This window comes from Pseudonocardia sp. OZ21 (assembly GCF_059359135.1).
In genome coordinates, this window is the sequence record NZ_JCADBN010000002.1 from 212,928 (window position 1) to 236,345 (window position 23,418).

At 72.5% G+C, this 23,418-nt stretch carries 26 protein-coding genes; 14 read left to right on the plus strand and 12 right to left on the minus strand.

The window, feature by feature from the left end; all coding sequences use genetic code 11:
- Window positions 1-22 precede the first annotated feature (22 nt).
- From AC5L35_RS04650 to AC5L35_RS04660, 3 genes are read left to right on the plus strand one after another with little or no spacing between them, the layout of a single operon-like run.
- Window positions 23-1,138, plus strand: a complete 1,116-nt coding sequence (locus AC5L35_RS04650) for a WD40/YVTN/BNR-like repeat-containing protein (RefSeq protein WP_495058278.1) — start codon at window positions 23-25, stop codon at window positions 1,136-1,138.
- Window positions 1,135-1,482: a MoaD/ThiS family protein gene (locus AC5L35_RS04655; RefSeq protein WP_495058279.1), complete on the plus strand. Its 348-nt coding sequence runs from the start codon at window positions 1,135-1,137 to the stop codon at window positions 1,480-1,482. Before AC5L35_RS04650 ends, AC5L35_RS04655 begins: the two co-directional genes overlap by 4 nt.
- Window positions 1,475-2,677 (plus strand): serine hydrolase domain-containing protein, encoded by a 1,203-nt coding sequence (locus AC5L35_RS04660; RefSeq protein WP_495058280.1) that lies wholly within the window; start codon window positions 1,475-1,477, stop codon window positions 2,675-2,677. The genes AC5L35_RS04655 and AC5L35_RS04660 overlap by 8 nt, the downstream gene beginning before the upstream one ends.
- Window positions 2,678-2,681: 4 nt before the next feature.
- Here AC5L35_RS04660 and AC5L35_RS04665 read toward each other — a convergent pair whose 3' ends face one another.
- Window positions 2,682-3,302 (minus strand): L-threonylcarbamoyladenylate synthase, encoded by a 621-nt coding sequence (locus tag AC5L35_RS04665; RefSeq protein ID WP_495058281.1) that lies wholly within the window; start codon window positions 3,300-3,302, stop codon window positions 2,682-2,684.
- Between the two features lie 243 nt (window positions 3,303-3,545).
- Between AC5L35_RS04665 and AC5L35_RS04670 the strand changes: the two genes are divergently transcribed.
- Window positions 3,546-3,986, plus strand: coding sequence for an Hsp20/alpha crystallin family protein (locus tag AC5L35_RS04670; RefSeq protein WP_495058282.1), 441 nt, complete (start codon window positions 3,546-3,548; stop codon window positions 3,984-3,986).
- 138 nt (window positions 3,987-4,124) lie between these two features.
- Here AC5L35_RS04670 and AC5L35_RS04675 read toward each other — a convergent pair whose 3' ends face one another.
- Window positions 4,125-5,156 (minus strand): LacI family DNA-binding transcriptional regulator, encoded by a 1,032-nt coding sequence (locus tag AC5L35_RS04675; protein WP_495058283.1) that lies wholly within the window; start codon window positions 5,154-5,156, stop codon window positions 4,125-4,127.
- Window positions 5,157-5,268: 112 nt separating this feature from the next.
- On the opposite strand from AC5L35_RS04675, the gene AC5L35_RS04680 reads away from it, so the two are divergent.
- Genes AC5L35_RS04680 through AC5L35_RS04690 form a run of 3 tightly spaced genes read left to right on the plus strand, consistent with a single transcriptional unit; the run spans window position 5,269 to window position 7,773 of the window.
- Entirely contained in the window at window positions 5,269-5,928 is a 660-nt protein-coding gene (locus tag AC5L35_RS04680) for a ThuA domain-containing protein (RefSeq protein ID WP_495058284.1), read from the plus strand.
- Complete coding sequence (locus tag AC5L35_RS04685; protein WP_495058285.1) at window positions 5,913-7,034, plus strand: Gfo/Idh/MocA family protein; 1,122 nt, start codon at window positions 5,913-5,915, stop codon at window positions 7,032-7,034. The genes AC5L35_RS04680 and AC5L35_RS04685 overlap by 16 nt, the downstream gene beginning before the upstream one ends.
- Window positions 7,035-7,038: 4 nt before the next feature.
- Entirely contained in the window at window positions 7,039-7,773 is a 735-nt protein-coding gene (locus AC5L35_RS04690; RefSeq protein WP_495058286.1) for an alpha/beta fold hydrolase, read from the plus strand.
- Between the two features lie 37 nt (window positions 7,774-7,810).
- On the opposite strand, the gene AC5L35_RS04695 is transcribed toward AC5L35_RS04690, so the two are convergent.
- Window positions 7,811-8,770: a D-2-hydroxyacid dehydrogenase family protein gene (locus tag AC5L35_RS04695; RefSeq protein WP_495058287.1), complete on the minus strand. Its 960-nt coding sequence runs from the start codon at window positions 8,768-8,770 to the stop codon at window positions 7,811-7,813.
- 29 nt (window positions 8,771-8,799) lie between these two features.
- The gene (locus AC5L35_RS04700; RefSeq protein ID WP_495058288.1) at window positions 8,800-9,609 is read right to left on the minus strand and encodes an IclR family transcriptional regulator domain-containing protein; all 810 of its coding nucleotides are present in this window, start codon (window positions 9,607-9,609) and stop codon (window positions 8,800-8,802) included.
- 130 nt (window positions 9,610-9,739) lie between these two features.
- Between AC5L35_RS04700 and AC5L35_RS04705 the strand changes: the two genes are divergently transcribed.
- The 7 genes from AC5L35_RS04705 (at window position 9,740) to AC5L35_RS04735 (ending at window position 16,990) form a co-directional block, all read left to right on the plus strand.
- Window positions 9,740-11,005 (plus strand): Rieske 2Fe-2S domain-containing protein, encoded by a 1,266-nt coding sequence (locus tag AC5L35_RS04705; RefSeq protein ID WP_495058289.1) that lies wholly within the window; start codon window positions 9,740-9,742, stop codon window positions 11,003-11,005.
- Window positions 11,002-11,496, plus strand: coding sequence for an aromatic-ring-hydroxylating dioxygenase subunit beta (locus AC5L35_RS04710; protein WP_495058290.1), 495 nt, complete (start codon window positions 11,002-11,004; stop codon window positions 11,494-11,496). Before AC5L35_RS04705 ends, AC5L35_RS04710 begins: the two co-directional genes overlap by 4 nt.
- Before the next feature lie 8 nt (window positions 11,497-11,504).
- Window positions 11,505-11,711: a hypothetical protein gene (locus AC5L35_RS04715; RefSeq protein ID WP_495058291.1), complete on the plus strand. Its 207-nt coding sequence runs from the start codon at window positions 11,505-11,507 to the stop codon at window positions 11,709-11,711.
- 267 nt (window positions 11,712-11,978) lie between these two features.
- On the plus strand, window positions 11,979-13,166 hold the full coding sequence (locus AC5L35_RS04720) for a L,D-transpeptidase (protein WP_495058292.1): 1,188 nt from the start codon (window positions 11,979-11,981) through the stop codon (window positions 13,164-13,166).
- A 114-nt stretch (window positions 13,167-13,280) separates the two neighbouring features.
- Window positions 13,281-14,024, plus strand: coding sequence for a FadR/GntR family transcriptional regulator (locus AC5L35_RS04725; RefSeq protein ID WP_495058293.1), 744 nt, complete (start codon window positions 13,281-13,283; stop codon window positions 14,022-14,024).
- 73 nt (window positions 14,025-14,097) lie between these two features.
- Window positions 14,098-15,498 carry an amidohydrolase family protein gene (locus AC5L35_RS04730; RefSeq protein WP_495058294.1) on the plus strand — a complete coding sequence of 467 codons (1,401 nt, stop codon included), beginning with the start codon at window positions 14,098-14,100 and terminating at the stop codon, window positions 15,496-15,498.
- A 52-nt stretch (window positions 15,499-15,550) separates the two neighbouring features.
- On the plus strand, window positions 15,551-16,990 hold the full coding sequence (locus tag AC5L35_RS04735) for an MFS transporter (protein ID WP_495058295.1): 1,440 nt from the start codon (window positions 15,551-15,553) through the stop codon (window positions 16,988-16,990).
- Window positions 16,991-16,999: 9 nt separating this feature from the next.
- Here the strand turns inward: AC5L35_RS04735 and AC5L35_RS04740 are convergent, their stop codons facing one another.
- The 8 genes from AC5L35_RS04740 to AC5L35_RS04775 all read right to left on the minus strand — a co-directional run bounded on the left by AC5L35_RS04740 (window position 17,000) and on the right by AC5L35_RS04775 (window position 23,379).
- Window positions 17,000-17,788, minus strand: a complete 789-nt coding sequence (locus AC5L35_RS04740; protein WP_495058296.1) for an IclR family transcriptional regulator — start codon at window positions 17,786-17,788, stop codon at window positions 17,000-17,002.
- 71 nt (window positions 17,789-17,859) lie between these two features.
- Window positions 17,860-18,648, minus strand: coding sequence for an SDR family NAD(P)-dependent oxidoreductase (locus AC5L35_RS04745; protein ID WP_495058297.1), 789 nt, complete (start codon window positions 18,646-18,648; stop codon window positions 17,860-17,862).
- Window positions 18,645-19,550 carry an amidohydrolase family protein gene (locus tag AC5L35_RS04750; protein WP_495058298.1) on the minus strand — a complete coding sequence of 302 codons (906 nt, stop codon included), beginning with the start codon at window positions 19,548-19,550 and terminating at the stop codon, window positions 18,645-18,647. The genes AC5L35_RS04745 and AC5L35_RS04750 overlap by 4 nt, the downstream gene beginning before the upstream one ends.
- Window positions 19,547-20,293, minus strand: a complete 747-nt coding sequence (locus AC5L35_RS04755) for an alpha/beta fold hydrolase (protein WP_495058299.1) — start codon at window positions 20,291-20,293, stop codon at window positions 19,547-19,549. The genes AC5L35_RS04750 and AC5L35_RS04755 overlap by 4 nt, the downstream gene beginning before the upstream one ends.
- 1 nt (window position 20,294) lies before the next feature.
- A complete protein-coding gene (locus AC5L35_RS04760; protein WP_495058300.1) occupies window positions 20,295-20,645 on the minus strand; it encodes a hypothetical protein in 351 nt (116 codons plus the stop codon).
- A complete protein-coding gene (locus AC5L35_RS04765; RefSeq protein WP_495058301.1) occupies window positions 20,642-21,658 on the minus strand; it encodes a Gfo/Idh/MocA family protein in 1,017 nt (338 codons plus the stop codon). Before AC5L35_RS04765 ends, AC5L35_RS04760 begins: the two co-directional genes overlap by 4 nt.
- The gene (locus AC5L35_RS04770) at window positions 21,658-22,431 is read right to left on the minus strand and encodes an SDR family oxidoreductase (RefSeq protein ID WP_495058302.1); all 774 of its coding nucleotides are present in this window, start codon (window positions 22,429-22,431) and stop codon (window positions 21,658-21,660) included. Before AC5L35_RS04770 ends, AC5L35_RS04765 begins: the two co-directional genes overlap by 1 nt.
- A gap of 42 nt (window positions 22,432-22,473) precedes the next feature.
- A complete protein-coding gene (locus AC5L35_RS04775; protein ID WP_495058303.1) occupies window positions 22,474-23,379 on the minus strand; it encodes a sugar phosphate isomerase/epimerase family protein in 906 nt (301 codons plus the stop codon).
- Window positions 23,380-23,418 lie beyond the last annotated feature (39 nt).

Here is a 23,418-nt window from a genome sequence, read left to right on the forward strand (position 1 = left end):
CGGCGCGGAGCGGAGGCGTCCGGTGACTGGTGTACGGGTTCTGGTGGGCACGCGCAAGGGCGCGTTCGTGCTGAGCTCCGACGGCAAGAGGGAGCGCTGGGACGTCAGCGGGCCGCATTTCGCGGGCTGGGAGGTCTACCACGTGGCGGGGTCGCCTGCCGATCCCGACCGCGTCTACGCGGCGCCGTCCGGTGGCTGGTTCGGCCAGCTCCTGCAGCGGTCCGACGACGGCGGCGTCACGTGGACGCCGGTGGGCAACGAGTTCAGCTACGAGGGGGTGCCCGGCACGCACCAGTGGTACGACGGCACGCCGCACCCGTGGGAGTTCGCGCGGGTCTGGCACCTGGAGCCCACCCCCGGCGACCCCGACACCCTCTACGCGGGGGTCGAGGACGCCGCCCTGTTCCGCTCCTCCGACGGCGGGCGCACCTGGCAGGAGCTGCCCGGGCTGCGCGAGCACGGCTCCGGCCCGCAGTGGCAGCCGGGGGCGGGCGGGATGTGCCTGCACACCATCGTGCTGGACCCTCGGGACCCGTCCCGGATGCACATCGCGATCTCGGCGGCCGGGGTGTTCCGCACCGACGACGGCGGCAAGACGTGGAAGGCCACCAACCACGGCCTGCAGTCGGAAGGCATCCCCGACCCCGACGCGGAGGTGGGCCACTGCGTGCACAACCTCGCGATGCACCCGGCCCGACCGGATGTGCTGTACATGCAGAAGCACTGGGACGTCATGCGCACCGACGACGCGGGCGAGAACTGGCACGACATCGGCGGCAACCTGCCCACCGACTTCGGGTTCCCGATCTCGGTCCACGCGCACGAGCCGGAGACGGTCTACGTCGTGCCGATCACGAGCGACTCCCACCACTTCCCGCCCGAGGGGAAGCTGCGCGTGTACCGCAGCCGCACCGGCGGCAACGAGTGGGAACCACTCACCGCCGGGCTGCCGCAGCAGCACTGCTACGTCAACGTGCTGCGGGACGCGATGGCCGTCGACTCCCTCGATGACTGCGGTGTGTACTTCGGCACGACAGGGGGCCAGGTGTACGCCTCACCGGATGCGGGCGACACGTGGACGCCGATCGTGCGCGACCTGCCCGCGGTGCTGTCGGTGGAGGTGCAGACGCTCCCATGACCGACTCTCCGACCGGCCCTCCGAGCGGCGCGACCACCACCACCGCCACGGTCCGGATCAAGCTGCCCGCCCATCTGCGCAAGCTGGCCCAGATCGGCGGGGAGGTCACCGTCGACGTCACCGGGCCCGCCACCCAGCGCACCGTGCTGGACGCGCTGGAGCGCACCTACCCCGTGCTTCGCGGCACGATCCGCGACCACGGCACGCTGCGGCGCCGGGCGTTCGTGCGGTACTTCGCCTGCGAGCAGGACCTGTCCCACGCGTCCCCCGACGACCCGTTGCCGGAGCCGGTGACGAGAGGCACCGAGCCACTGCTCATCGTCGGCGCGATGGCCGGTGGCTGAGGCCGCCCCGGGGCCGCTCCGCGCCCCCTCCCGGACGACGCCGTCCCGCGTGCTCGACCTGATGGCCGAGCACGTCGCGCGGGGCACGGTGCCCGGGCTGGTCACCGGGCTGGCCCGCGGCGACGAGGTCCACGTCGAGGCCATCGGCACCACGGCGGTGGGCGGCCCGGAGCCGATGCGTCCCGACTCCCTGTTCCGCATCACCTCGATGACCAAGCCGGTGGTGGCGGTCGCGGCGATGATCCTGGTGGAGGAGGGGGTGCTGCGGCTCGACGAGCCGGTGGACCGGCTGGTGCCGGAGCTCGCCGACCGGCGCGTCCTCGTCCGGCCGGACGGGCCGCTCCACGAGACCGTGCCGGCCCGGCGGCCGATCACGCTGCGGGACGTCCTGACGTTCCGGATGGGCATCGGCCTCGACCTGGAGGTGCCGCCCACGGCGCCCGTCCAGGAGGCGATCCGCGAGCTGGGGCTGGCCGTCGGCGCGCCGGTGCCGCCGTCGCCGCACCCGCCGGACGAGTGGATCCGGCGGCTGGGCGCCCTCCCGCTGCTCGCCCAGCCCGGCGAGCGGTGGATCTACGACACCCCGGCGGCCGTGCTCGGCGTGCTGCTGGCCCGGGCGTCGGGGCAGCCGCTCGGGACGCTCCTGCGGGAGCGGATCTTCGCGCCGCTCCGGATGGCGGACACCGGCTTCAGCGTGCCGCCCGGGCACCTGTACCGGCTGGTGCCCGGGTACGACACCGATCCCGGCACCGGCGAGCCCGTGCTCCTCGACGGCGTGGAGGACAGCTGGTGGAGCCGGCCGCCGGCCTTCCCGAGCGGTGCCAACGGGCTCGTCTCGACCATGCCGGACTACCTGAGGTTCGGCCGGATGCTCGCCGGGCAGGGGCGGTACGACGGCGGGCGCCTGCTGCCGGCCGAGACGGTGCGGCTGATGACCACCGACCAGCTCACGCCGGAGCAGCACGGGCCGATCATCCTCGGCGGCCTCGGCTGGGGGCTCGGGATGGCGGTGTCGAGCGGCACCGGACGCTTCGGCTGGGACGGCGGCTACGGCACGTCCTGGTTCTCCGACGCCCACGGCGGGGTCGCCGTGCTGCTCACCCAGCGCGCCTACGGACCGGCGACGACGGCGCTCTTCGACGGCTTCCGGAGCAGCGCCGAGGCCGTACTCGACGAGTGGCGCCCCGCCCGGTGACGCGTCACTCGAATCGGGACGGGTCGCCTGCTCCCCGGCGCACGATCTCGGGTTCGGGGCCGGAGTAGTCCACCACCGTCGTCGGCTCGGTGCCGCAGTCGCCCGAGTCGAGAACGGCGTCCAGTGCGTTGTCGAGCCGCTCCTTGATCTCCCAGCCCTGGGTGAGCGGTTCGGGCTCGTCGGGCAGCAGGAGGGTGGACGACAGCAGCGGCTCCCCCAGCTCGGCGAGCAACGCCTGCGCCACGACGTGCTGGGGGATCCGCACTCCGACGGTCTTCTTCTTCGCGTGGAGCAGCCTGCGCGGCACCTCCTTGGTGGCGGGCAGGATGAAGGTGTAGCTGCCCGGGGTGGCCGCCTTGATCGTGCGGAACACGGTGTTGCTGACCTGCACGAACTGTCCGAGCTGCGCGAAGTCGCGACACACGAGCGTGAAGTGGTGCTTGTCGTCGAGGTGGCGGATCTCCCTGATCCGCTCCAGCCCCTCCCGGTCTCCGAGCTGGCAGCCCAGCGCGAAGCACGAGTCGGTGGGATAGGCGATCAGCCCGCCTGCGCGGACGATCTCGACGACCTGGCCGATCGCGCGTCGTTGGGGATCAACCGGGTGCACATCGAAGTACCGCGCCATGGGCAGAGCTTAGGAGTGCGGCGGCGTCGTGCGGCGCCGCGACGCGGGCTAACGCCGACCGGGTGTCACTCCACCGACCGGACGACCGCGCTGTATCGACCATCACACGACCGGACGACATCAGCAGCTTGCACGCCAGGAAATCTCTACTTACGATTACAGCTATCCGGAGCGCCTCCCGCGCACCTCGGATGTCGTTCCGGTGCATCGCCCGATGTCCATCACGAGAGGAGCAGATCTGCGATGCTCATGCGTACCGACCCCTTCCGTGATCTCGACCGCCTCACCCAGCAGGTCTTCGGCAACGTCACCGGCACCTGGAGCCGCCCCACGGCCATGCCGATGGACGCCTACCGTGCCGGCGACGAGTTCGTGGTCGCCTTCGACCTGCCCGGCGTGTCCCCCGACGCCATCGACCTGGACGTCGAGCGCAACGTCCTCACGGTGCGGGCCGAGCGGCGGCCGAACGTGTCCGGCGACGACGTCCAGATGCAGGTGGCCGAGCGCCCGCTGGGTGCCTTCTCCCGCCAGCTCTTCCTCGGGGACGCACTCGACGCCGAGCACATCCACGCGAGCTACGAGGCAGGGGTGCTGACCCTGCGGATCCCCGTGGCCGAGCGGGCCAAGCCGCGCAAGATCTCGGTCACCGGCGTCGAGGAGCAGCCGAAGCAGATCGACGCCTGAGCACCTGACGGACGAGCTGACCCGACTTGCGGAGGAGGTGGTCGATCGACACCCCGACGGAATCCCCTTGCGACAGATCCTCAGTGGACGGTGCCCCGCCGGCTCGCCGCAGGCGGGGCACCCCGACGTCCGGGCACGTCACCGCGTGGCCGGCGGTCCGGTGCTGGACCGGAGCACGAGCGTGGTCGAGAGCTCCACCCGCACGGCGTCGACCGGCTCCCCCCGCTGCAGGCGCAGGAGCAGCCGGACGGCCTCCGCCGCCATCTCCCGCACCGGCTGGTGCACGGTGGTGAGGCCGGGAGTCAGCCACTGCGCCTCGGGCAGGTCGTCGAACCCGACCACGCTCAGGTCCTCCGGGATCCGCAGCCCTTTCGCCGCCGCTGCCTCGTACACCCCGCTGGCCATCCGGTCGGAGCAGGCGAAGATCGCCGTCGGGGGCTCACGCAGTGCCAGCAGCGCGTCGGCCTGAGCCCGGCCGCCGGAGCGCGTCCAGTCCGCGTGGCGCACCCAGGAGGCCCGCACCCGGACCCCCGCCGCCGTGAGCGCCGAGCGGTAGCCGTCGAGCCGGGCCCGGCTGTTGAGCTGGTCGGCCCGCCCGCCGATGGCCCCGATGCGCTCGTGCCCGAGCGCCAGCAGGTGCTCGACCGCCGACCGGCCACCGGCCCAGTTCGTGGTGCCGACCGTCGGTAGCTGCTGCGCGGGCTCGACGCCGGGGTCGAGGACCACGAGCGTCATCCCTTCCACCGCCGACCGCTCCCGCTGTGCGGAGGTCGGATCGACGAGCGCGAGCACGGCCCCCGTCGAGCCCCGAGCGTGCAGCCGCTCCACCCAGTCCCGCCCGGCCGGCCCGCGCGCCGACATCACGACGACGTCGCACCCCGCGTCCGCCGCCGCCCGGTCGACGCCGCCGAGCACGCGGGTGGCCCAGGACCCCTCGACCCCGTCCATCACCAGCCCGAGCAGGTCCGGCGACGACGCCGGCTCCAAGCGCGTGGAAGCCGGGACCGGGAGGACGGCCCGGCGTCGCTCGTAGCCCGCGGCCACCAGCAGATCCAGCACCCGCACCCTGGTCCCGGCAGAGACGTCGCTGCGGCCGTTGAGCACCTTGGACACCGTTGGCACGGTGACACCTGCCACCGCTGCGATCTCCGCGAGCGTGGTTCGCGTCATGCCGCACTCTCCCGCGTCGCCCGAAGTTGCGCAACTTCCACAGCTCGGATGGATGGTTGACCTGCGGCACGCCGTTTTGTGACACTGGCGATCAGTGGATACCAACGCGAAGTTGCGAAAGTCGACTGCCCTCGTCGTCCGGGGTGGCTGGGAGGGCCACTGCCCCGTCGAGACGACCGACAGCTTCCTCCCCTTCCTCCGGGAATCCGGCTACGAGACGGTCACCACGGACAGCCTCGACGTCTACCTCGATGCCGACCTGCTGGCCCGCACCGACCTGATCCTCCAGTGCTGGACCATGGGGACGATTACCAAGGAACAGCTCGCCGGGCTGCGCGGCGCCGTCGAGGGCGGCGCGGGTCTGGCCGGGTGGCACGGCGGGATCGCCGACGCGTTCCGCAACTCCTCCGACTACCTGCACATGGTCGGCGGCCAGTTCGCCTGCCACCCGCGCGACTTCGTCGACTACACCGTCGACGTGGTGCCCGACCGGGCCGACCACCCGATCGTCGCCGGGATCTCCAGCGTCACGCTGCACACCGAGCAGTACTGGGTGCTGTCGGACAGCCGCAACGACGTGCTGGCCACCACCACCCTGCCCGCACTGCCCGGCGACCCGTGGAGCGAGCCCGTGGTCTCCCCCGCGGTGTGGACCCGGACGTGGGGCGCGGGGCGGATCTTCGTCTGCACCGTCGGCCACAAGCAGGAGGACCTCGACGTGCCCGAGATCCGCACGGTCATCGAACGGGGGCTGACGTGGGCGAGCCGTTGAGGGTCGGTGTCGTCGGGCTCGGCAAGATCAGCGGGGCGTACCTGTCCACGCTCGCCCACCTCCCCGGCGTCGAGGTCACCGTGCTGGCCGACCTCGACCCGGCCAGGGCCGCGGTCGCCGTGCAGCACGCGCCGGGGGCGCGCGCCACGGCCGTGGACGACCTGCTCACCGCCGACGACGTCGACCTCGTGCTGAACCTGACCATCCCGGCGGCGCACGCCGAGGTGGCAACCGCGGCGCTGCGGGCGGGCAAGCACGTCTACGGGGAGAAGCCGTTCGCGCTCGACGTCGCGCAGGCCCGCACCGTGCTGGCCGCCGCCGACGGGCTCCGCGTCGGCTGCGCACCCGACACCGTGCTCGGCACCGGTGTGCAGACCGCGCGCAAGGCCGTCGCCGACGGGCTGATCGGCACCCCCACGGCGGCGAACGCCACCTTCACCTCGCCAGGACACGAGTCGTGGCATCCCGACCCCGAGTTCTACTACCGGCCCGGCGGCGGGCCGCTGTTCGACATGGGGCCCTACTACCTCACGGCACTGGTCCACCTGCTCGGGCCCGTCGAGCGGGTGGTCGCGGCGGCGGGGCGCGCCCGCACCACCCGCACGATCGGCTCCGGTGCCCGCGCGGGCACCGAGTTCGCGGTCGAGGTCGACACCCACGTCTCCGGCGTGCTCGTGCACACCGGGGGCGCCATCACCACCCTCACCACCAGCTTCGAGGTCGTCGCCTCCACCCAGCCGCGGATCGAGATCCACGGCACCGAGGGCTCGCTGTCGGTGCCGGATCCCAACCGGTTCGACGGGGACGTCGCCCTGCGCTCTCGTGGTGCCGACAGCTGGACCGTGCTGGCCCCCTCCGCGGGTTACGTCGGGGCGGCCCGCGGGATCGGGGTGCTCGACCTCGCCGCGAACCACGCCGCCGGCCGGGCGCACCGCGCCTCGGCCGAGGTGGCCGTGCACGTGCTGGACGTCATGGAGACGCTGCTGGCCGCCGCGGACCAGCGCTCCGGCCTGCAGGTCTCGACCACCTGCGAGCGGCCCGCTCCGGTCCCCCTCGACGCCGTGGCCGCGCAGGAGAGCGCCCGGCTGACGGGTGCCTCATCCTGAGGGGGTGCCCCCGACCCCACTCGACACGTCCCTGACCACGCCGATCGTCGCCGTACCCGGGCTCGGGCTGTCGGCAGCCGTGCCGGGGCGCACGCTCGAGCGGCTGGCCGTGCCGTCGGCTGTCGTCGAGCTGCCCGGCTTCGGGCTCCCCGCCCCGCGCGGGACCGCGCTGGGTTCCGACGACCTGGCCCGGCTGCTGCTCACCCGGCTCGACGAGCTCGGCGTGACCCGCGCGGTGCTGTTCGGCCACTCGGCGAGCTGCCAGATCGTCGTGCGGGCCGCCGTCCGTGACCCGCACCGGGTCGCGGCGCTCGTGCTGGTCGGCCCGACCACCGATCCCAGGGCGCGGTCCTGGCCCGGCCTGGCAGGTCGCTGGCTGCGCACGGCCGCCTGGGAACGACCGGCGCAGGCGCCGCGGCTGGTGCGGGACTACCGCCGCACCGGCCTGGGCGCGATGGGCCGCGGGATGGACGCCGTCCGCCGCGACCGGATCGACCGGGGGCTGGCACAGGTCGGCTGCCCGGTGCTCGTCGTGCGCGGCCCGCGCGACCGGATCGCTCCGCAGGACTGGATCGACGCACTGGCGGCCACCGCGCCGCACGGCCGGACGGACACGCTCGCGGCGGGCGCCCACATGGTGCCGCTCACCCACCCCGGGGAGCTCGCCGCCAGCGTGAGCACGTTCCTCGGCGCCGCTGCCGGTGCGGGAACGGCGGAGCCACACCTCCCCCGCTGCTAGGCGGCGCCGTCCACGACGTCATCGCGCGCCGGTCGGATCAGGCGATCACCCGGACCGGCGTGCCCGCCAGGAACGCGGCGATGTCCTCCACCGCCTCGCGGAAGAAGATGTCGTAGGTCCGCCGCGAGACGTAGCCGAGGTGCGGCGTGGCCAGCACGGTGGGCAGGGTGCGGAACGGGTGGTCGGCCGGCAGCGGCTCCACGGCGAACACGTCGAGGCCGGCTCCGGCGATCCGGCCCGCGCGCAGCGCGTCGACCAGCGCGTCCTCGTCCACGATGGGGCCGCGGGAGGTGTTGACCAGGTAGGCCGACGGGCGCATCCGGTCGAGCTCCGGCGCACCGAGCAGCCCCCGCGACCGGTCGGAGAGCACCAGGTGGATCGTGACGAAGTCGCTGACCTCGAGCAGCTCCTCCTTGCTGCCGGCGAGCCGCACCCCGGCCTCCGCCGCGGCCCCCGCGGTGAGGTTCTGGCTCCACGCCACCACGTCCGCGCCGAAGGCCTGCCCGATCGTCGCCACCTGCCGGCCGAGCCGGCCCAGACCGATGACCCCCAGGGTGCTGCCTGCGATGTCCGTGCCGACGGTCTGCTGCCACGGGCCACCCGTGCGCAGTGCGGCTGTCTCGGCCGGGAGGGAGCGGGCCAGGCCGAGGATCAGCGCCCAGGTGAGCTCGGCGGTCGGCTCCAGGGTGCCGCCGGTGCCGCACACGACGACGCCGTGCTCGGCGGCCGCCGCCATGTCGACCGAGGCGTTGCCCGGCCCGGTGGTCACCAGGAGCCGCAGCCGGGGCAGCCGCGCCAGCACCGAACGCGGGAACGGGGTGCGCTCCCGCATGATCACCACGATCTCGTGCTTGCCGATCGCGTCGACCAGCGCGTCCTCGCCGTCGATGTGCTCGCGGAACACGTCGACGTCGACCGCGTCGGCGACGGAGCTCCAGTCCGCCGTCCGGAGCGCGACGTCCTGGTAGTCGTCCAGCACGGCACAGCTGAGCTTCATGAGTCCTCCCGGATCGTTGATCAGATCAGTCATCGTGGCCTCGCCTGCACGGTGCCTGCGGGGCCGAACTCGGCGCCGAGCCGCTCGCTGATCCCCGCGGCCGCGCGCACCAGCAGCGGCGCGAACCGCTCGCGCATCGTCTCCTCGTCGGCCGTGGCCACCGAGGCGGACATGCCGAGCGCGGCGATCACCCGGCCGTCGGCACCCCGCACCGGTGCCGCCACCGACCGCAGGCCCTCCTCGAGCTCCTGCTCGACCATCGCCCACCCCCGGGCCCGCGCCGTGTCGAGCCGGCTCCGGAGCCCGCCCGGGGTGCGCACGGTCCGCGCGGTGAGCGGCAGCAGGTCGGCGCGCGAGAGGTAGTGGTCGAGCTCCCCCGGCGGCAGGTCGGCGAGCAGCACATGACCCATCGCGGTGGCGTGGGCGGGCAACCGGGTGCCGGTGGCGAGCGTGGCGCCGGGCCTGCGGTGGGTCGACACGCGCGTCACGTAGACGACGTCGGTGTCGTCGAGGGTCGCCAGCGTGCACGGCTCGCGCGTCTCGGCGACCAGCTCCTCCATGGACGGCTGCGCGATGACCGGCAGGTTCAGGGAGCTCAGGTAGGCGTAGCCGAGCGCGAGCACCCGGGGGGTCAGCGAGAACTGCCTGCCCTCGCTGCGGACGTAGCCGAGGTGCTGCAGCGTGAGCAGGACTCTGCGGACGGTCGGCTTGCTCAGGCCCGTGAGCTCGGCACACCGGCTGAGCGTGAGGCTCGGGTGGTGGTCGGAGAACGCCAGGATCACGGCCAGCCCGCGTTCGAGGGACTGGATGAACTCGCGCTGCTCCGGCTCCTTGGCCACTCGATCTCCCTTGACACGGCTTGCGCCGCGGGCGACATTGACGAGTGTTCGCTAGACGTACTCCTTGTACGCAGAGCGTACGCCGCGAGTGTACGGCAGTGCGAGGAGCCGGCCAGAGGTGAGGCGCTGCATGGAAACCGCCCGGTACCCCGAGCTCGACCAGCTGGTCCGGCCCGACCGCGTGCACGGCAGCGTCTACACCGACCCCGGGCTCTTCGCCGAGGAGATGCGCAGCATCTTCGGCCGGACCTGGGTCTACGTGGCGCACGAGTCCGAGATCGCGCAACCCGGCGACTACCGCAGCACCACGATCGGCACCCTGCCCGTGATCGTCACCCGCGACGCGGACGGTGAGATCCACGTGCTGCTCAACAGGTGCCGGCACCGCGCGTCGCTCGTCTGCCGGGAGCGATCGGGCAACGCGAAGTTCTTCCGCTGCCCGTTCCACGGCTGGACCTACCGCAACAGCGGCGAGCTGCTCGGCGTGCCGATGAACCGCCGCTACAGCCCGGAGCACCTCGACAAGCCGGCACTGGGCCTCACGCCCGTCGCGCGGGTCGACTCCTACCGCGGGCTGGTGTTCGCGAGCCTGAACCCCGACGTGCCCGACCTCGCCGACCACCTCGGCGGCATCCGCGAGTACCTCGACCGCGTCTTCCTGCACCCCGCCTTCGAGAAGACGCTCAACCTGGGCGCGGGCCGCAACGTGCACGAGTACCCGGCCAACTGGAAACACGCCATCGAAGGCGGGGTCGACGGCTACCACGCGATCACGCTGCACGAGACGTGGTTCAAGATCCGCGACCAGAGCCCGGACCGCCCGCACGCGCGCCTGGGCTCCCGCGACGAGACGATCGGCTACAGCGAGGCCCACCCCGGCGGCCACGTGCTGCTCGCCCGCTGGCCCGGCGACGGCGACGTCGAGGCGTTCCGCAAGGCCTACCCCGAGTACACCTCACGCCTGGAGTCCGAGCACGGCAGCGAGCTCCTGCGGGACTTCCTCGGCCAGTTCAACGTCCTGATCTTCCCCAACCTGCACATCACGCTGCAGAACCTGCGCGTGATCACGCCGATCAGCCCCACCCGCACCCAGATCACGATGTCGCCGATGCTGATCGGGGACGCTCCCGACGAGCTCAACGCCGAACGGCTGCGCGAGTTCGAGGAGGCGTTCGCCACCGGCTCGTTCATCGCCCCCGACGACTCCGAGGCGTTCGTCTGCGTGCAGGAGGGCGTGGCCGCCGAGGTCGATCCGTGGCTGCTGCTCTCCCGCGGCCTGCACGACGAGGAGCGCCTGCCGGGCGGCGGCTACCGCGGCAAGCCGAGCGACGAGACGCCACAGCGGGGGCTCTTCCGGGAGTGGAAGCGCCTGCTGCAGGAAGGGCGGCCGGCATGACCGGCGCGACGGGGACCCGCGTCCTCACACGCAGCGAGGCCGAGGACTTCCTCTACCTCGAGGCCGAACTGCTCGACGGGTTCCAGCTCGACCGCTGGCTGGACCTCTTCACCGACGACGCCGTCTACTGGGTGCCCGCCCGGTACGACGAGGCCGACCCGCAGCGCCACGTGTCGTTGATCTACGACGACCGGGGCCGGATCGCGGAACGCGTCTGGCGGCTGACCGTCGGGCCCGCCCACGCCCAGATCCCGCCGTCCGCCACGCGCCGGCTCGTCACGAACGTCCGGGTCGGCCCGCCGGTGGAGGGCACCGTGGTCGTGCGGTCGAACTTCGCGATCTTCGAGGTCCGCAAGGGCACCCAGCGCGCGTTCGCGGGCGAGTACGAACACCGGCTGGTCCCGCACGGGGACGGGTGGCGGATCCGGCGGCGGACGGCGCGTCTCGTCAACTGCGAGGCGCCGATCTTCAACCTCACGTTCCTGGTCTGAGCCGCGCCATGACCACACCCGCTCCCCCACCCCGGCTGGTGCTGCGCAACGAGTTCGCCACCGTCGAGATCCTGCTCGACGAGACCGCCAACGGGCCGCGGCTGCTCGTGCGCGACCTCGAGACCGGGCGGCAGGTCCACCTGGACGCCCTGGAGGTGGAGAGCCTCACGCGGATGACGCCCGACCACTTCGCCGAGCGGATCCGTCCCATCTGACCCGCAAACGCAGCCACCGCGCACACCTGGTGGCCACCGCGCATACGTCAGGACGTGTGCACGGTGGCCCCGCGGTGTGCACGGTGGCCGAAAACGGCCACCCTCCGCAATGCGCACTGGGCCGCTCGATAACAACCGGACCGATGTTCACCTTTCCGGGTGCCATGTGCCGATCGGCCACTGCGCGACCGAACCGATATCATGGGCTTATTGACCTGGGCCCGCGCAATTGTTCTCATAATTTCGGGGAATCGACTGCGGGGAGAAATGGTGGTCAGGCCCGGACCGGATCGTGCACGACGACGACGGCGCGCGGCGGCAGTGCTCGTGGCGGCCGGCGTGCTGATCGTCGCGGCCGGGTCGGCCGTCACCTTCCGCGGGCCGGCCGCCCCCGTGCCCGCCGCCCCGCAGGTGCTGTTCGCCCCCGGCGACGGGGCCACGGGCGTGGCACCCGCGGCCCCGATCCACGTCAAGGCCGTGGGCGGCACGCTCACGGACGTCACCCTCACCGCCGACGACGGCACGTCGATCCCCGGCACGCTGTCCCGGGACGGCCGCACCTGGACGGCGTCGGCGGCCCCCGCCTTCGCCACCACCTACCGTTTCGGCGGCAGCGCCTCCAACGACGGCGGATCCGTCCCGGTCACGGGCAGTTTCACCGCCGTCGACCCGGAGCGGCTGGTCCGGGCCTCCACCAGCATCGGCGACGGTGCGGTGGTCGGGATCGCCGCCCCGATCGACATCCGCTTCGACCGGCCCATCGCCGTGGCCGACCGGGCGGGCATCGAACGCGGTCTGAAGGTGCGCACGACCGTGCCGGTCGAGGGCGCCTGGGCGTGGCTGCCCGACAGCGACCGGGGCTCGCGGGTGCACTGGCGGCCCGCCACCTACTGGCCCTCCGGCACGGGCGTCACCGTCGAGGTCCGTCTCTACGGGCGTGACCTCGGCACAGCGGGGTTCGGCGCTGCCGACCTCACCAGCACGTTCAGCATCGGCCGCTCCCAGATCGTGCGCGCCGACGTCAGGTCGCACCGGATGGTCGTCATCCGTGACGGCAAACAGGTGGCGAACCTGCCCGCCACGTTCGGGCTGGAGTCCGACCGGCGTCGCGTCACCCGCGGTGGCACCCACATCGTGATGGGCAAGTCCCCCACCGTTCTCATGTCGGCGTTCGACTACGTGGACGTCCCCATGCACTGGGCCGTACGGATCTCCAACAACGGCGAGTTCATCCACGCCAACCCCGCGTCGAGCTACGCCCACGGCAGGCAGAACGTCACCCACGGCTGCGTGAACCTGTCCACGGCGAATGCGCGCTCCTACTACGACTCGGTTCTCTACGGTGATCCGGTCGAGGTCACCGGAAGCAGCGTCCCGCTCTCCGCCGCGGACGGGGACATCTACGACTGGACCATTCCCTGGGACGAGTGGAAGACCATGTCGGCGCGACCCTGATTTCCGCCGGGCACCCGTTCCTCGCACGCAGATCGATCTTCCGCGCCGACGTTTCACAGCGCTGTGACGCACCTGGGGGGACCGCCGTGCGCCACACTGGTTTAACCTCTTGGCATGCAGAGGTCCAACCAGTCCCGCGCTCCGCGGCTCTACCTCTCGGTCGCGCAGGACCTGCTGACCGCCATGGCCGGGGGTGAGTACGTCCCCGGCGTGCGGCTGCCCGGTGACCGTGAGCTGGCGACCCGGCTCAACGTCTCGCGGGCGACCGTGCGCGAGGCGATCCTGGCCCTGGAGCTCGTCGGCGCCGTCGAGGTCCGCCACGGCGACGGCACGTACGCCCGGGGGGCGCACGCCGGGGTCTCGGGCATCGAGGGCTCGGCGCTCGACGTCGCGCCTCGGGAGCTGATCGAGGCACGGCGCAACCTGGAACCGGTCGTCGCCTCGCTGGCGGCCGTGCGGATCGACACCGACACGCTCCGGGCACTCACCCGCGACCTCGACGAAGCCGGCGAGCTGGTGGCCGAGCCCGCTCAGCTCCCCCGTTTCATGGAGCTCGGGTTCGCCTTCCATGCCGACCTGGCCCACGGCTGTGGCAACTCGCTGCTGGCGGGCATCGTCGGGCAGCTCGTCAGCGCCGAGACCCACCCGTTGTGGCTACTGGTCAACCAGCACGCCGTGAGCTCGCTGCACGCCCGCGAGGGTCAGCTCCGCGAGCACCGGGACGTGCTGAGCGCCATCGCGAGCGGCGACGCGGCGAGGGCCCAGCAGGCGATGACCGCACACCTGGAGTCGGTCGACGCCGTCATCTTCCACCCGGCCACCACCATCGGCGGCGCGCCCGGGCGACCGACCGGCTGATCGACCGGACCCATCCAGCTGACGCCGGAACCCGACCCGACGCCGGCACCGACCGACGCAGGAGCACGGACGCATGTCACTTTCCCAACCCGTCGATCTCGTCGTCCACGGCGGCACCGTCGTCAACGCGGGCGGCCGCGGTGAGGCCACCGTGGTGATCTCCGGAGGGCGGATCGTCGCCGTCCAGGACTCCGACCTGCCGCTCCCCCCGCACGACCGCGCCGTCGACGCCACCGGCCGCCTGGTCATCCCGGGTGGCGTCGACCCCCACTGCCACATCGGCCAGCGCCTGGGCGAGTACGCGCAGCTGGACGACTACGCGGGCGCGAGCGTGGCCGCGCTCTGGGGTGGCACCACCACGGTGGTCGACTTCGCGATCCCCGACCCCGGACAGTCCCCACTGGCGGCGGTGCAGGAGCGCCGCGGGCTCGCCGCATCATCCCGTTGCGACACGGCTCTGCACGGGTGCGTGATCCGGTGGGACGACACCACGGCGAAGCAGATCGCGGAGATGGCGGACAGGGGCGTCCGCACCATCAAGCTGTTCACGACCTACAAGGACGTCGTGATGGCCGGTCCGGACACCGTGCTGGAGGTGCTGCGCACCCTGCACGCCTGCGGAGGCATCGCCTACGTGCACGCCGAGGCGAACCACGTGATCGAGGACGCGCAGGACCTCGCAGTGGCGGCCCACCAGGCCGCTGCGCAGCACCACTCCCGGACCAGGCCCGAGATCGCGGAAACGGCAGCCGTCGCGCAGGTGCTCGCCACGGCCGAGCACGTCGGTGGTCCCGTCTACTTCGTGCATCAGACCACTGCGGAGGCGGTCGACCTGGTGCGCGACGCGCGACGGCGGGGTGTCCGCGCCTACACCGAGACGTGCCCCCACTACCTGTCGCTCGACGAGCGCACCTACGCGGGCGCCCACCCGGAGCGCTACGTCTGCTGCCCGCCCCTGCGCTCCGAGGCCACGGTGCGGGAGCTGCGTGCCCGTGCGCTCGTCGGTGACGTCGACACGCTCGGGTCCGACCACTGCTGCTACTCCACCGAGCAGAAGTCCGAGCACTCCGACGACGTGCGGGTCATGCCCAACGGCCTCCCCGGAGTGGAGACCCGGCTCCCGGTGTCGTTCACCCGCCTGGTCGCCGAGGCCGGGATGCCCGTAGAACGCTTCGTCGCGATGTTCGCCACGAACCCGGCCCGGCTCAACGGGCTGGACCGCAAGGGCGTGGTCGCCGCCGGTGCCGACGCCGACCTTGTCGTTTTCGACCCGGCGCAGCGGCGTACCGCCTCGGTCGCTCATCTGCACATGCAGTCGGACTACACGCCCTACGAGGGCCAGGAGCTCGTGGGCTGGCCCGACGTCGTGATCAGCGGCGGCCGGGTCGTCCTCGACCACGAGGGCTTCCACGACCCCGGCCCGGTCGGCCGCGCGCTGGATGCCGCGCCGATCCCGGACCACCTGCTCACCTGATCACCGGCGCCCCCCTGATCACCGCATCCTCGCCCACTCCCGGGAGCACGACGTGACGGCATCCGCCTCCTCGGCCTCATCCGACCGCACCGAACAGGTCCGCGACCACGCCCAGCGGCAGCTCGGGGCGGCACTCGACCGGATCCCGTTCCGGCGCGCCCATGTGCTCGTGCTCGTGCTGGTCGCGTGCGGCGCCCTGTTCGACGCCATCGAGCAGTACAACGTGGGGCTGGCGGCCCCGCTGATCGCCGCCCAGTGGGGGTTGTCCAACGCCGAGGTCGGGCTGCTCACCACCCTCACCTTCGCGGGGATGGCCGTCGGCTCGCTCGTCGCCGGGGTGACGGGCGACAGGTACGGCCGCCGCATCACCTACATGTACAACCTCGTGCTGTACACCGCCGGGGCGCTGCTCGCGGCCTTCGCCCCCGACATCGGCTGGTTGCTCGTCGCCCGATTCATCGTGGGGGTCGGCCTCGGCGGCGAGCTCAACACCGGCCTGACCATCGTGGCGGAGCTGATGCCGACGCGGTTCCGGGGGGCCGCAGTCGCCACCGTCAACATCGCTGCCGGCGGACTCGGCATCTTCGCGTCCTCCGCGCTCGCCGCGCTGGTGCTGGGCCCGCTCGAGTCCGTGCTGGGCGGGCCCACTGTCGCGTGGCGGTGGCTGCTCGGGCTGTTGGCGCTGCCCGCGCTGCTGGTCTTCGTCTACCGGTGGTTCCTGCCCGAGTCGCCGCGGTACCTGCTCGTCGAGGGCCGGGTCGGCGAGGCCAACAGTGTGCTCAGCCGGCTCGCGGCCAACCGGCTGCGGCCGGGGAAGGACCTCGTCGTCACCCCGTACGTCGACGCGGTGGAAGGCCGGCGCCTGGCCCGCCAGCGGGTCCGGCTCTCGGAGATCTTCCGGGGCAGGCTCGGCCGCAACACCGTCGTGATCTGGGTGGTGTCGGCGATGGCGTTCGGGGCCCAGGTCACGATCACCGTGTTCATGCCGACGGTTCTGGTCGCACGCGGCTTCGACGTGTCGACGTCGCTGGGCTACACCACGGTGATCAACATCGGCGGCCTGGTCGGAGCCGTGCTGGCAAGCGTGTTCGGCTTCCGGTTCCCGCGCCGGATCGTCCTGGGCTACGGCTCGATCCTCGCGGTGGTGGTGGCGGTCGCGTTCGGGGTGTCGTCGAACCTCGTGATGATCCTCGTGCTCGGTGGCCTGCTGCAGCTGATGTTCATCCTGCTCAACACCACGACCTGGGTCTGGGCTCCCGAGCTCTATCCCACGCGGGTCCGCGCGTTCGGCACGGGCGCGTCGGTGACGGTCGCGCTCGTCTCGGCGTCGGTCGTGCCGCTACTCGCCGGGGTGATCGTCGACGCCGCTGGTGCCGTCGGGATGTTCGTCATGGTCGGGGTCATGTACGTGATCATGGCCGTGGCGGTCAGGTTCGGGCCGGAGACGCAGGGCGTCTCGCTGGAGGACATCGGCGAGGGCGCCGACCGGTAGCGCGCCGGGTCAGGCGGGGTCGTCCGTGCTCTCCTGCACCGGCGCCGCCGGCATGCCGACGGCCGCACGCAGGCACCCCAGATAGCGCGCCTTCTCCCGGCGGTAGCGCTCGACCGGTGCCGAGACCGTGTAGCAGCCCAGCAGGATCCCGTTGCTCCAGATCGGCGCCGCGATGCACGCGACGCCGGGCGAGAACTCCTCGACGTCGGTGGCGTAGCCGTTCCTCGCCACCAGCGCCAGCTCACGGGCGAAGACGGCCGGATCGGTGATCGTCTTCGCGGTGACGCTCTCCAGCGGGTGCATCGCGAGGTAGCGGTCGCGGTCACCGGGCTCGGCGAACGCGAGCAGCACCTTGCCCGACGCCCTCGCGTTGGCGGCCCCGCGGTAGCCCGGCCGCAGGTTCGTGACCTGCACGGCGTGGGTCCCGGCGAGGTGCGTGAGCACCACGGGGTTCCCGCCCCGCCACGCGCTGAGGTAGGCGCTCTCGCCGGTGACCTCGGTGATCCAGCGCAGGGGTGCCAGCAGCTCCGGAGGAGGGACGGTCTGCTGCGCGTAGGCGTGGGACAGCACCTCCATCGCGAACCCGAAGCGGAACTGCTTGCGCTCGTCACGGGTGAGGAGCTTGGCGTCGACGAGGGTGTTGAGCAGGTGGTACACGGTGGGCACCGACGTACCGAGCTCCGTGGCCAGCCGCGCGACGGAGCGTTCGTGCTCGGGCAGCGACGCGATGAGCATGAGCAGGTGCGCCGCGCGGGACACCGACTGGATGCGGGTGCCCGTCCGGGCCTCGTCGGTCATGTCGTCCTCATCGTCGCGTCACCCTGTGTCCGTGCCGGGTCATCTTCGCCTGCCCGCCGGCTGGGCGCCGGTCACCGGTCGGGACTCCTGATCGAGACGCCGCCGTCCACCGGCAGGGTCACCCCCGTGACGTACCGGGCCTCGTCGGACACCAGGAACAGGGCCGCGTAGCCGACGTCCCAGCCGGTGCCCTCGATGCCCAGCGGTGAGGCGGCCCGCCTGCGGTCGCGCAGCCCCTCGTCCATCCCGGCGGCGTAGACCATCGGCGTGTAGATCGGTCCGGGCGCGATGCAGTTCACCCGGATCCCGTCGGCGGCGTGGTCGATCGCCATCGCGCGGGTCAGGGCGATGACCGCGCCCTTCGCCGCGGTGTAGGGCGTGAGGCCGCGCGGGCGCAGCGCCGAGATCGACGACAGGTTGACGATGGACCCGCCACCGCCCGCCGCCATCACCGGCACCACCGCGCGGCTCGCCGCCACGATGGTCCCGACGTTGACCGTCATCACCACGTCCCAGTCCGCCGCGGTGACGTCGAGGATCGTGCCCGGGCCCTCGATCCCCACGTTGTTGTCGAGGATGTCGATGCGGCCCCAGCGGCCGACCGCGGCAGCGGCCATCGCGGTGCAGTCGTCCTCGGCCGTGAGGTCGGCGGTGTGGGCGACCGCCTCGCCACCCTCCCGGGTGATCATCTCGACGGTGTCCCGGGCGGCCGCCTCGTCGCGGTCGACCACGAGCACACGGGCGCCGTGGCGCGCGAACAGGATCGCCGCAGCGCGCCCCGTGCCGATCCCGGCCGCCCGCGAGCCCCCGCCCGTGACGATCGCGACCTTGCCGTCGAGCCGTCCGGCGTCGGGGTTCATGCCAGCCCCATGAGCGAGGCCGACGTGGTGCCCAGCATCTGGTCGACCTCGTCCGGGGTGACCTCGACGCCGTGGCGCTCCGCGATCTCCGGTAGCCGGCGGAACGTCTCCACCCAGGCGTCCAGCGGCATCACCGAGGAGACACCCGGGCAGTCGCTGCCGAAGACGACCCGGCCCAGGCCCACGCCGTTCTTGATCTCGCCGATCCGCCCGACGAACCGCGCCTCGTCCTCGATCAGCAGGCCCTGCCACAGCGAGAGCTCGAGGTACAGGTTCGGCTTCCACCGGGCCATGTCCAGCGCCAGCGGGAACCAGGCCCGTTGCCCGGCGTGCAGGATCACGAAGGTGGTGTCCGGGAAGTCGGCGGCGGGCTCGTCGAGGTGGATCGGACTGGCATACGTGCTGACCAGCGGCGCCGCCATCGGTCCGGTATGGACGGCCACCGGCACCCCGCGCTCACCCGCCAGCGCGTAGAGGGGGCGGCACACCGGGTCGCTCGGCGAGTAGCCGGAGCACGGGTGCAGCTTGAGCCCGCGCGCACCCGCGTCGAGCGCGTCACGGAACATCTCGACGGCCCCCGGCCTGCGCGGGTCGATCCCGAAGAAGGCGATGAAGTGCTCCGGGTCCTCGCGCGCCAGGTCGGTGGCGAGCCGGTTCTCGGCCTCGATCGAGAGGTCACCCTCCCCGAGGCGCAGCCCGTAGTCGCCGAGCAGCAGGCACGACCGGTCGACGCCGGCCTTGTCCATCTCCGCCCGGATCTCGGCCGCGCGCGACCCGACGTCCTGGACGGGCGCCTCGGAGTGCTGGTGCACACCCCCGACCAGCCCGCGGGCGGCGATCTCGCGGACCGCGGCGTACCGCTCGAAGATCGACCACAGGTGACGGTGCAGATCGATGATCATCGTCGTGCTCCTTCCGGACGTGCCGGCTCCGCGGCCCACACCAGGTGCTCCCGCACGGCGGCGGAGAACTCCCTCGGCCGCTCCAGGAACGCCATGTGCGGGGCGTCCATCTCGACCAGCCGCGCGACGGGCAGCCGCGCGGCGAGGTCCGTCATGACCTCCATCGGCGTCGACAGGTCGTGGACGCCCGCGATGCAGGTGGTCGGCACGCGGATCTCCCCCAGCCGGTCGAGCACGTCGTGGGCGCCGATCGCGCGCCAGGTGTCGGCCAGCGCGCCGGCGTCCATGGCGAGCAGCCGGTCCCGCGCGTAGGCCAGTGGCGGGGCGTCCGGGTCCTGCAGCGCCGCCGGTGTGAACCAGCGCGCCATGGTGTCGTCGAGCATCCCCGCCGAACCCCTGGCCTCGGTGGCGTCGGCGCGAGCGGTCATCACGGCCGCGTCGCCGCGCGGGGTGGTGCAGGCCAGCACCAGCGAGCGCACCCGGTCCGGGTGCGCCAGTGCCAGGTGCAGCGCGACCATGCCGCCCAGGGACGCGCCCACGCCGTCGAACGGACCGGTGCTGTGCCCGACGATCTCGTCGGCCATGTCGGCGAGGGTGAGGCCGGGGCGCGCCCTGGCCCGCTCACCGTGCCCGGGGAACGTCACGGCCCGCACCGGCGGCAGGTCCAGCCACCGGACGCAGTCCCGGTCCAGACCGACCGGATGCAGGAACAGCAGTTCGGCGGCATCCGCGTGCTCGGCCACGTCAGGACGCCTCGCCCGGGATCGCGCGGTAGACGTTGCGCACGTACGACGTGAAGTGCGGGCTCACCTTCCTCGTCCATTCCGTGGGCGGCTGCATCGCCCGGTAGGCCTCGCTCTCGAGCACCTCCGGATCCTCCAGTTCGTAGAGCGCGAGGTACTTCGGCTCCCCCTCGACGCTGACGAACCGCCGTCCCGACAGGAAGCCAGGACACCCGCGGCGCTCCGGCAGGTGTTCCTCCTCGTACCAGCGGTTGAAGTCCTCCTCGTGGACGGGATCGATGTCGATCATGACGAGCAGCAGGCCGGTGCCCCGGTCGCTCGTGCCCCGTTCGCTCATGCCTCTGTCGCTCACGATGTGCCTCCTTCTGCGGAGTTCCCGATCCCGGACGGCAGCGGGCCGGCCAGGGCGTAGGCGTCCTGCACGAGGTCCATGGCCGCGGCCATGTCGGTGAGCGACGCCAGCGGTGGCTCGCCCTCCCGGACCCGGCGCAGGACGTCGCGGACGAAGACCGGGTAGTGCGGGACGTTCGTGGTGTGCGCGCGGACGTGCTCGCGCCTGCCGTCGCGCCGGATCACCTCGACCTCCCCCGGCCCGGTGGCGATCAGGTAGTGGTCGCGCGCGGCGATGCTGAACCGCATGTCGAACACGGAGTGGGGACCGGGCAGCAGGTAGCCGGTCTCGATGTGGAACGTCCGGGCGCCGCTGCGCAGCGTCACGAGCGAGTGGTCCTCGATCGACAGCCCGTGCGCGGCGTTGGACATGGTGGCCGCGGCGACCCCGACCGACGGCCCGAGCAGGACCCTGGCCAGGTCGAGCAGGTGCACACTCAGGTTGATCGTGCAGCCGCCACCGGACTGCTCCGGATCCAGCATCCACGCGCAGCCGGACGAGACGTAGCGTATCGGCGCCCCCGCGATCCAGCGGAACGACAGATAGTGGATCTCGTCGTCGGCGAACCGTTCCCGCATCGCGGCGAGCAGCTCGCTCTGCCGCCAGACGAAGGGCACGGCCGCGAACGCGCCCTCGGCCTCGGCGCGCCGGGCCAGCCGGTGCACCTGCTCCGCGTCGGTGCCGCACGGCTTCTCCATCGCGAACGGGATGCCCCGGTCGAGCAGGTGGTCGGCCTCCCCCACCATCTCGGCGTGCGAGCCCAGCGCCAGGACGAAGTCGGGCGCGAGATCGTCACAGAGCCGCTGGTAGGAGTCCGACCACGGGCAGCCGAGCCCCTCGCCCAGTGCGCGGGCCACCGCGGCGTCCCCGTCACCGACCCCGACCAGCTCGACGCCGGGCAGCGCCAGCAACGTCGGCAGGTACAGGTCCAGGTGCCAGTGCGACGCACCGATCACAGCGACCCGGGTGGCCATCAGATCGACCGGTTGATGCCGCCGTCGACGACGATCGTCTGCCCCGTGACGAACCCGGCCCGCGGTGAGCACAGGAACGCGCAGAGGTCACCGACCTCCTCCGGTCTCCCCAGCCGCCGCACCGGGATGTTCTCGGCGTACCGGCGCAGCTGCTCGTCGAGGTCGATGCCGGCGCTCGCCGCCGCCTTCCCCTGCAGCTCACGCAGCCGGTCGGTGAGGATCGGCCCCGGCGCGATGTTGTTGACCGTGACGCCGTCGGCGGCGAGGTCGTCGGCCAGGACCTTCGCGAGCACCGTGACGGACGCCCGGTTGGCCTCGGAGAGCACCAGCTGGCTGATGGGCTCCTTGGTGCCGTACCCGGTGAGGTTGACGACCCGGCCGCGCCCCGACTCCCGCAGGTGCGGCAGCGCGGCGCGGGTGAGCCGGACCGCGCTCATGAGCACCCCGTCGTGCGCCGTGTCCCACGCGCCGTCGTCGGCCTCGGTGAAACGCAGGGCGGGCGGCGGCCCGCAGTTGACGACCAGCACGTCGAGCCCGCCCAGCAGCTCGACGGTGCGCCGGACGAGCTCCTCGATGTCGGCCGCCGAGCCGAGGTCGGCGGCCACGCTGCCGGCCGCCCCGATCTCGGCGGCCGTGGCCTCGAGCCGCCCCTGGTCGCGCGAGGAGATCACGACCCGGGCGCCCTCAGCGGTCAGGGCTTCCGCGCAGGCCCGGCCGAGCCCCTGGCTCGCGGCGGTGACGAGCGCCCTGCTGCCGGCGAGATCGAGGTCCATCGGTGGCGTCTTCCCTTCGGTCGGATGCGGCGAGGGCCGCGGTCAGCCGGCCTGCCCGGCGGCGAGGGGCTGGGCGGCGGCGGGGGAATTGTCGAGGAACGTCTGCAGGAACCGCAGGGACGCGCAGAGGCGTTCCCGCTGGTCCGCAACCCCCGGGTGGTTGTCGAGGCCCTCCACCGAGAGCCGGTAGGGCTCGGCGCGATCGCGTTGCGCCACCAGCACCCCCATCAACGAGGTCAGGTCGGCCACCCCCTCGCCGGGGTAGCACCACTGCACGTCGAACCCGCGGCGGTGGAACCGGTCCTCGACGTAGCGGGACTCGATGCGGAAGTCCTTGGCGTGGCCTGCGGGCGCGAGCGGCGCGAGCCTGCTGATCACGGTCAGCGGGTCCTGCAGCGACGAGATCGGGTTGATCAGGTCGAGGAAGACGGCGACCCGGTCGCTGCCGACCTCGTCGATGATCTGCACGTACTCGTCGGCCGTGAAGTCCGAGTGGTTCTCGAGCAGGATCTGCACATCGCCGGGGACCTCGTCGACGGCGCGGCGCAGCGCGTCGATGACGTAGCGCTGCTCCACCGCGATGCGCTCCGGGAAGGCCAGCAGCTCGTTGCGGTAGAAGCCGGAGGAGACGCGCGCGAACGGGCTGCCGATCGCCGCGGCCAGTTCGGCCCAGCTCCGGATCCGCTCGACACCCGACTCCACGGTGTCGCCGTTGCCCGCCCGCCCCACGACGTCACCGGAGAGCGTGATCCCGAGCCCCAGGTCGCCGGCGAGGGTGCGCAGCGACTCGAGGCCACTCGCCTCCCGGTCGCGGACGTGGACGGCGTTGAACTGTACGAACGCCGCGCCCAGGTCCGCGACCTCGCGCATGACGTCCTCGAGCGAGATCTCCCCGGTGGCGAGGCGGCAGTGGTAGGAGAGCGTGTCCACGCCCAGAACGATGTGCACGGCCGGTGGTCCTTTCGTCAGGCGTTGCGCTGCGGTCGG

Bases quoted from the DNA above. Each gene is read 5' to 3' on its own strand.
- AC5L35_RS04655 (WP_495058279.1), top strand. From the start codon at position 1,135: ATGACCGACTCTCCGACCGGCCCTCCGAGCGGCGCGACCACCACCACC.
- AC5L35_RS04665 (WP_495058281.1), bottom strand. From the start codon at position 3,302: ATGGCGCGGTACTTCGATGTGCACCCGGTTGATCCCCAACGACGCGCG.
- AC5L35_RS04670 (WP_495058282.1), top strand. From the start codon at position 3,546: ATGCTCATGCGTACCGACCCCTTCCGTGATCTCGACCGCCTCACCCAG.
- AC5L35_RS04675 (WP_495058283.1), bottom strand. From the start codon at position 5,156: ATGACGCGAACCACGCTCGCGGAGATCGCAGCGGTGGCAGGTGTCACC.
- AC5L35_RS04695 (WP_495058287.1), bottom strand. From the start codon at position 8,770: ATGAAGCTCAGCTGTGCCGTGCTGGACGACTACCAGGACGTCGCGCTC.
- AC5L35_RS04705 (WP_495058289.1), top strand. From the start codon at position 9,740: ATGGAAACCGCCCGGTACCCCGAGCTCGACCAGCTGGTCCGGCCCGAC.
- AC5L35_RS04710 (WP_495058290.1), top strand. From the start codon at position 11,002: ATGACCGGCGCGACGGGGACCCGCGTCCTCACACGCAGCGAGGCCGAG.
- AC5L35_RS04715 (WP_495058291.1), top strand. From the start codon at position 11,505: ATGACCACACCCGCTCCCCCACCCCGGCTGGTGCTGCGCAACGAGTTC.
- AC5L35_RS04720 (WP_495058292.1), top strand. From the start codon at position 11,979: ATGGTGGTCAGGCCCGGACCGGATCGTGCACGACGACGACGGCGCGCG.
- AC5L35_RS04725 (WP_495058293.1), top strand. From the start codon at position 13,281: ATGCAGAGGTCCAACCAGTCCCGCGCTCCGCGGCTCTACCTCTCGGTC.
- AC5L35_RS04730 (WP_495058294.1), top strand. From the start codon at position 14,098: ATGTCACTTTCCCAACCCGTCGATCTCGTCGTCCACGGCGGCACCGTC.
- AC5L35_RS04740 (WP_495058296.1), bottom strand. From the start codon at position 17,788: ATGACCGACGAGGCCCGGACGGGCACCCGCATCCAGTCGGTGTCCCGC.
- AC5L35_RS04745 (WP_495058297.1), bottom strand. From the start codon at position 18,648: ATGAACCCCGACGCCGGACGGCTCGACGGCAAGGTCGCGATCGTCACG.
- AC5L35_RS04750 (WP_495058298.1), bottom strand. From the start codon at position 19,550: ATGATCATCGATCTGCACCGTCACCTGTGGTCGATCTTCGAGCGGTAC.
- AC5L35_RS04765 (WP_495058301.1), bottom strand. From the start codon at position 21,658: ATGGCCACCCGGGTCGCTGTGATCGGTGCGTCGCACTGGCACCTGGAC.
- AC5L35_RS04770 (WP_495058302.1), bottom strand. From the start codon at position 22,431: ATGGACCTCGATCTCGCCGGCAGCAGGGCGCTCGTCACCGCCGCGAGC.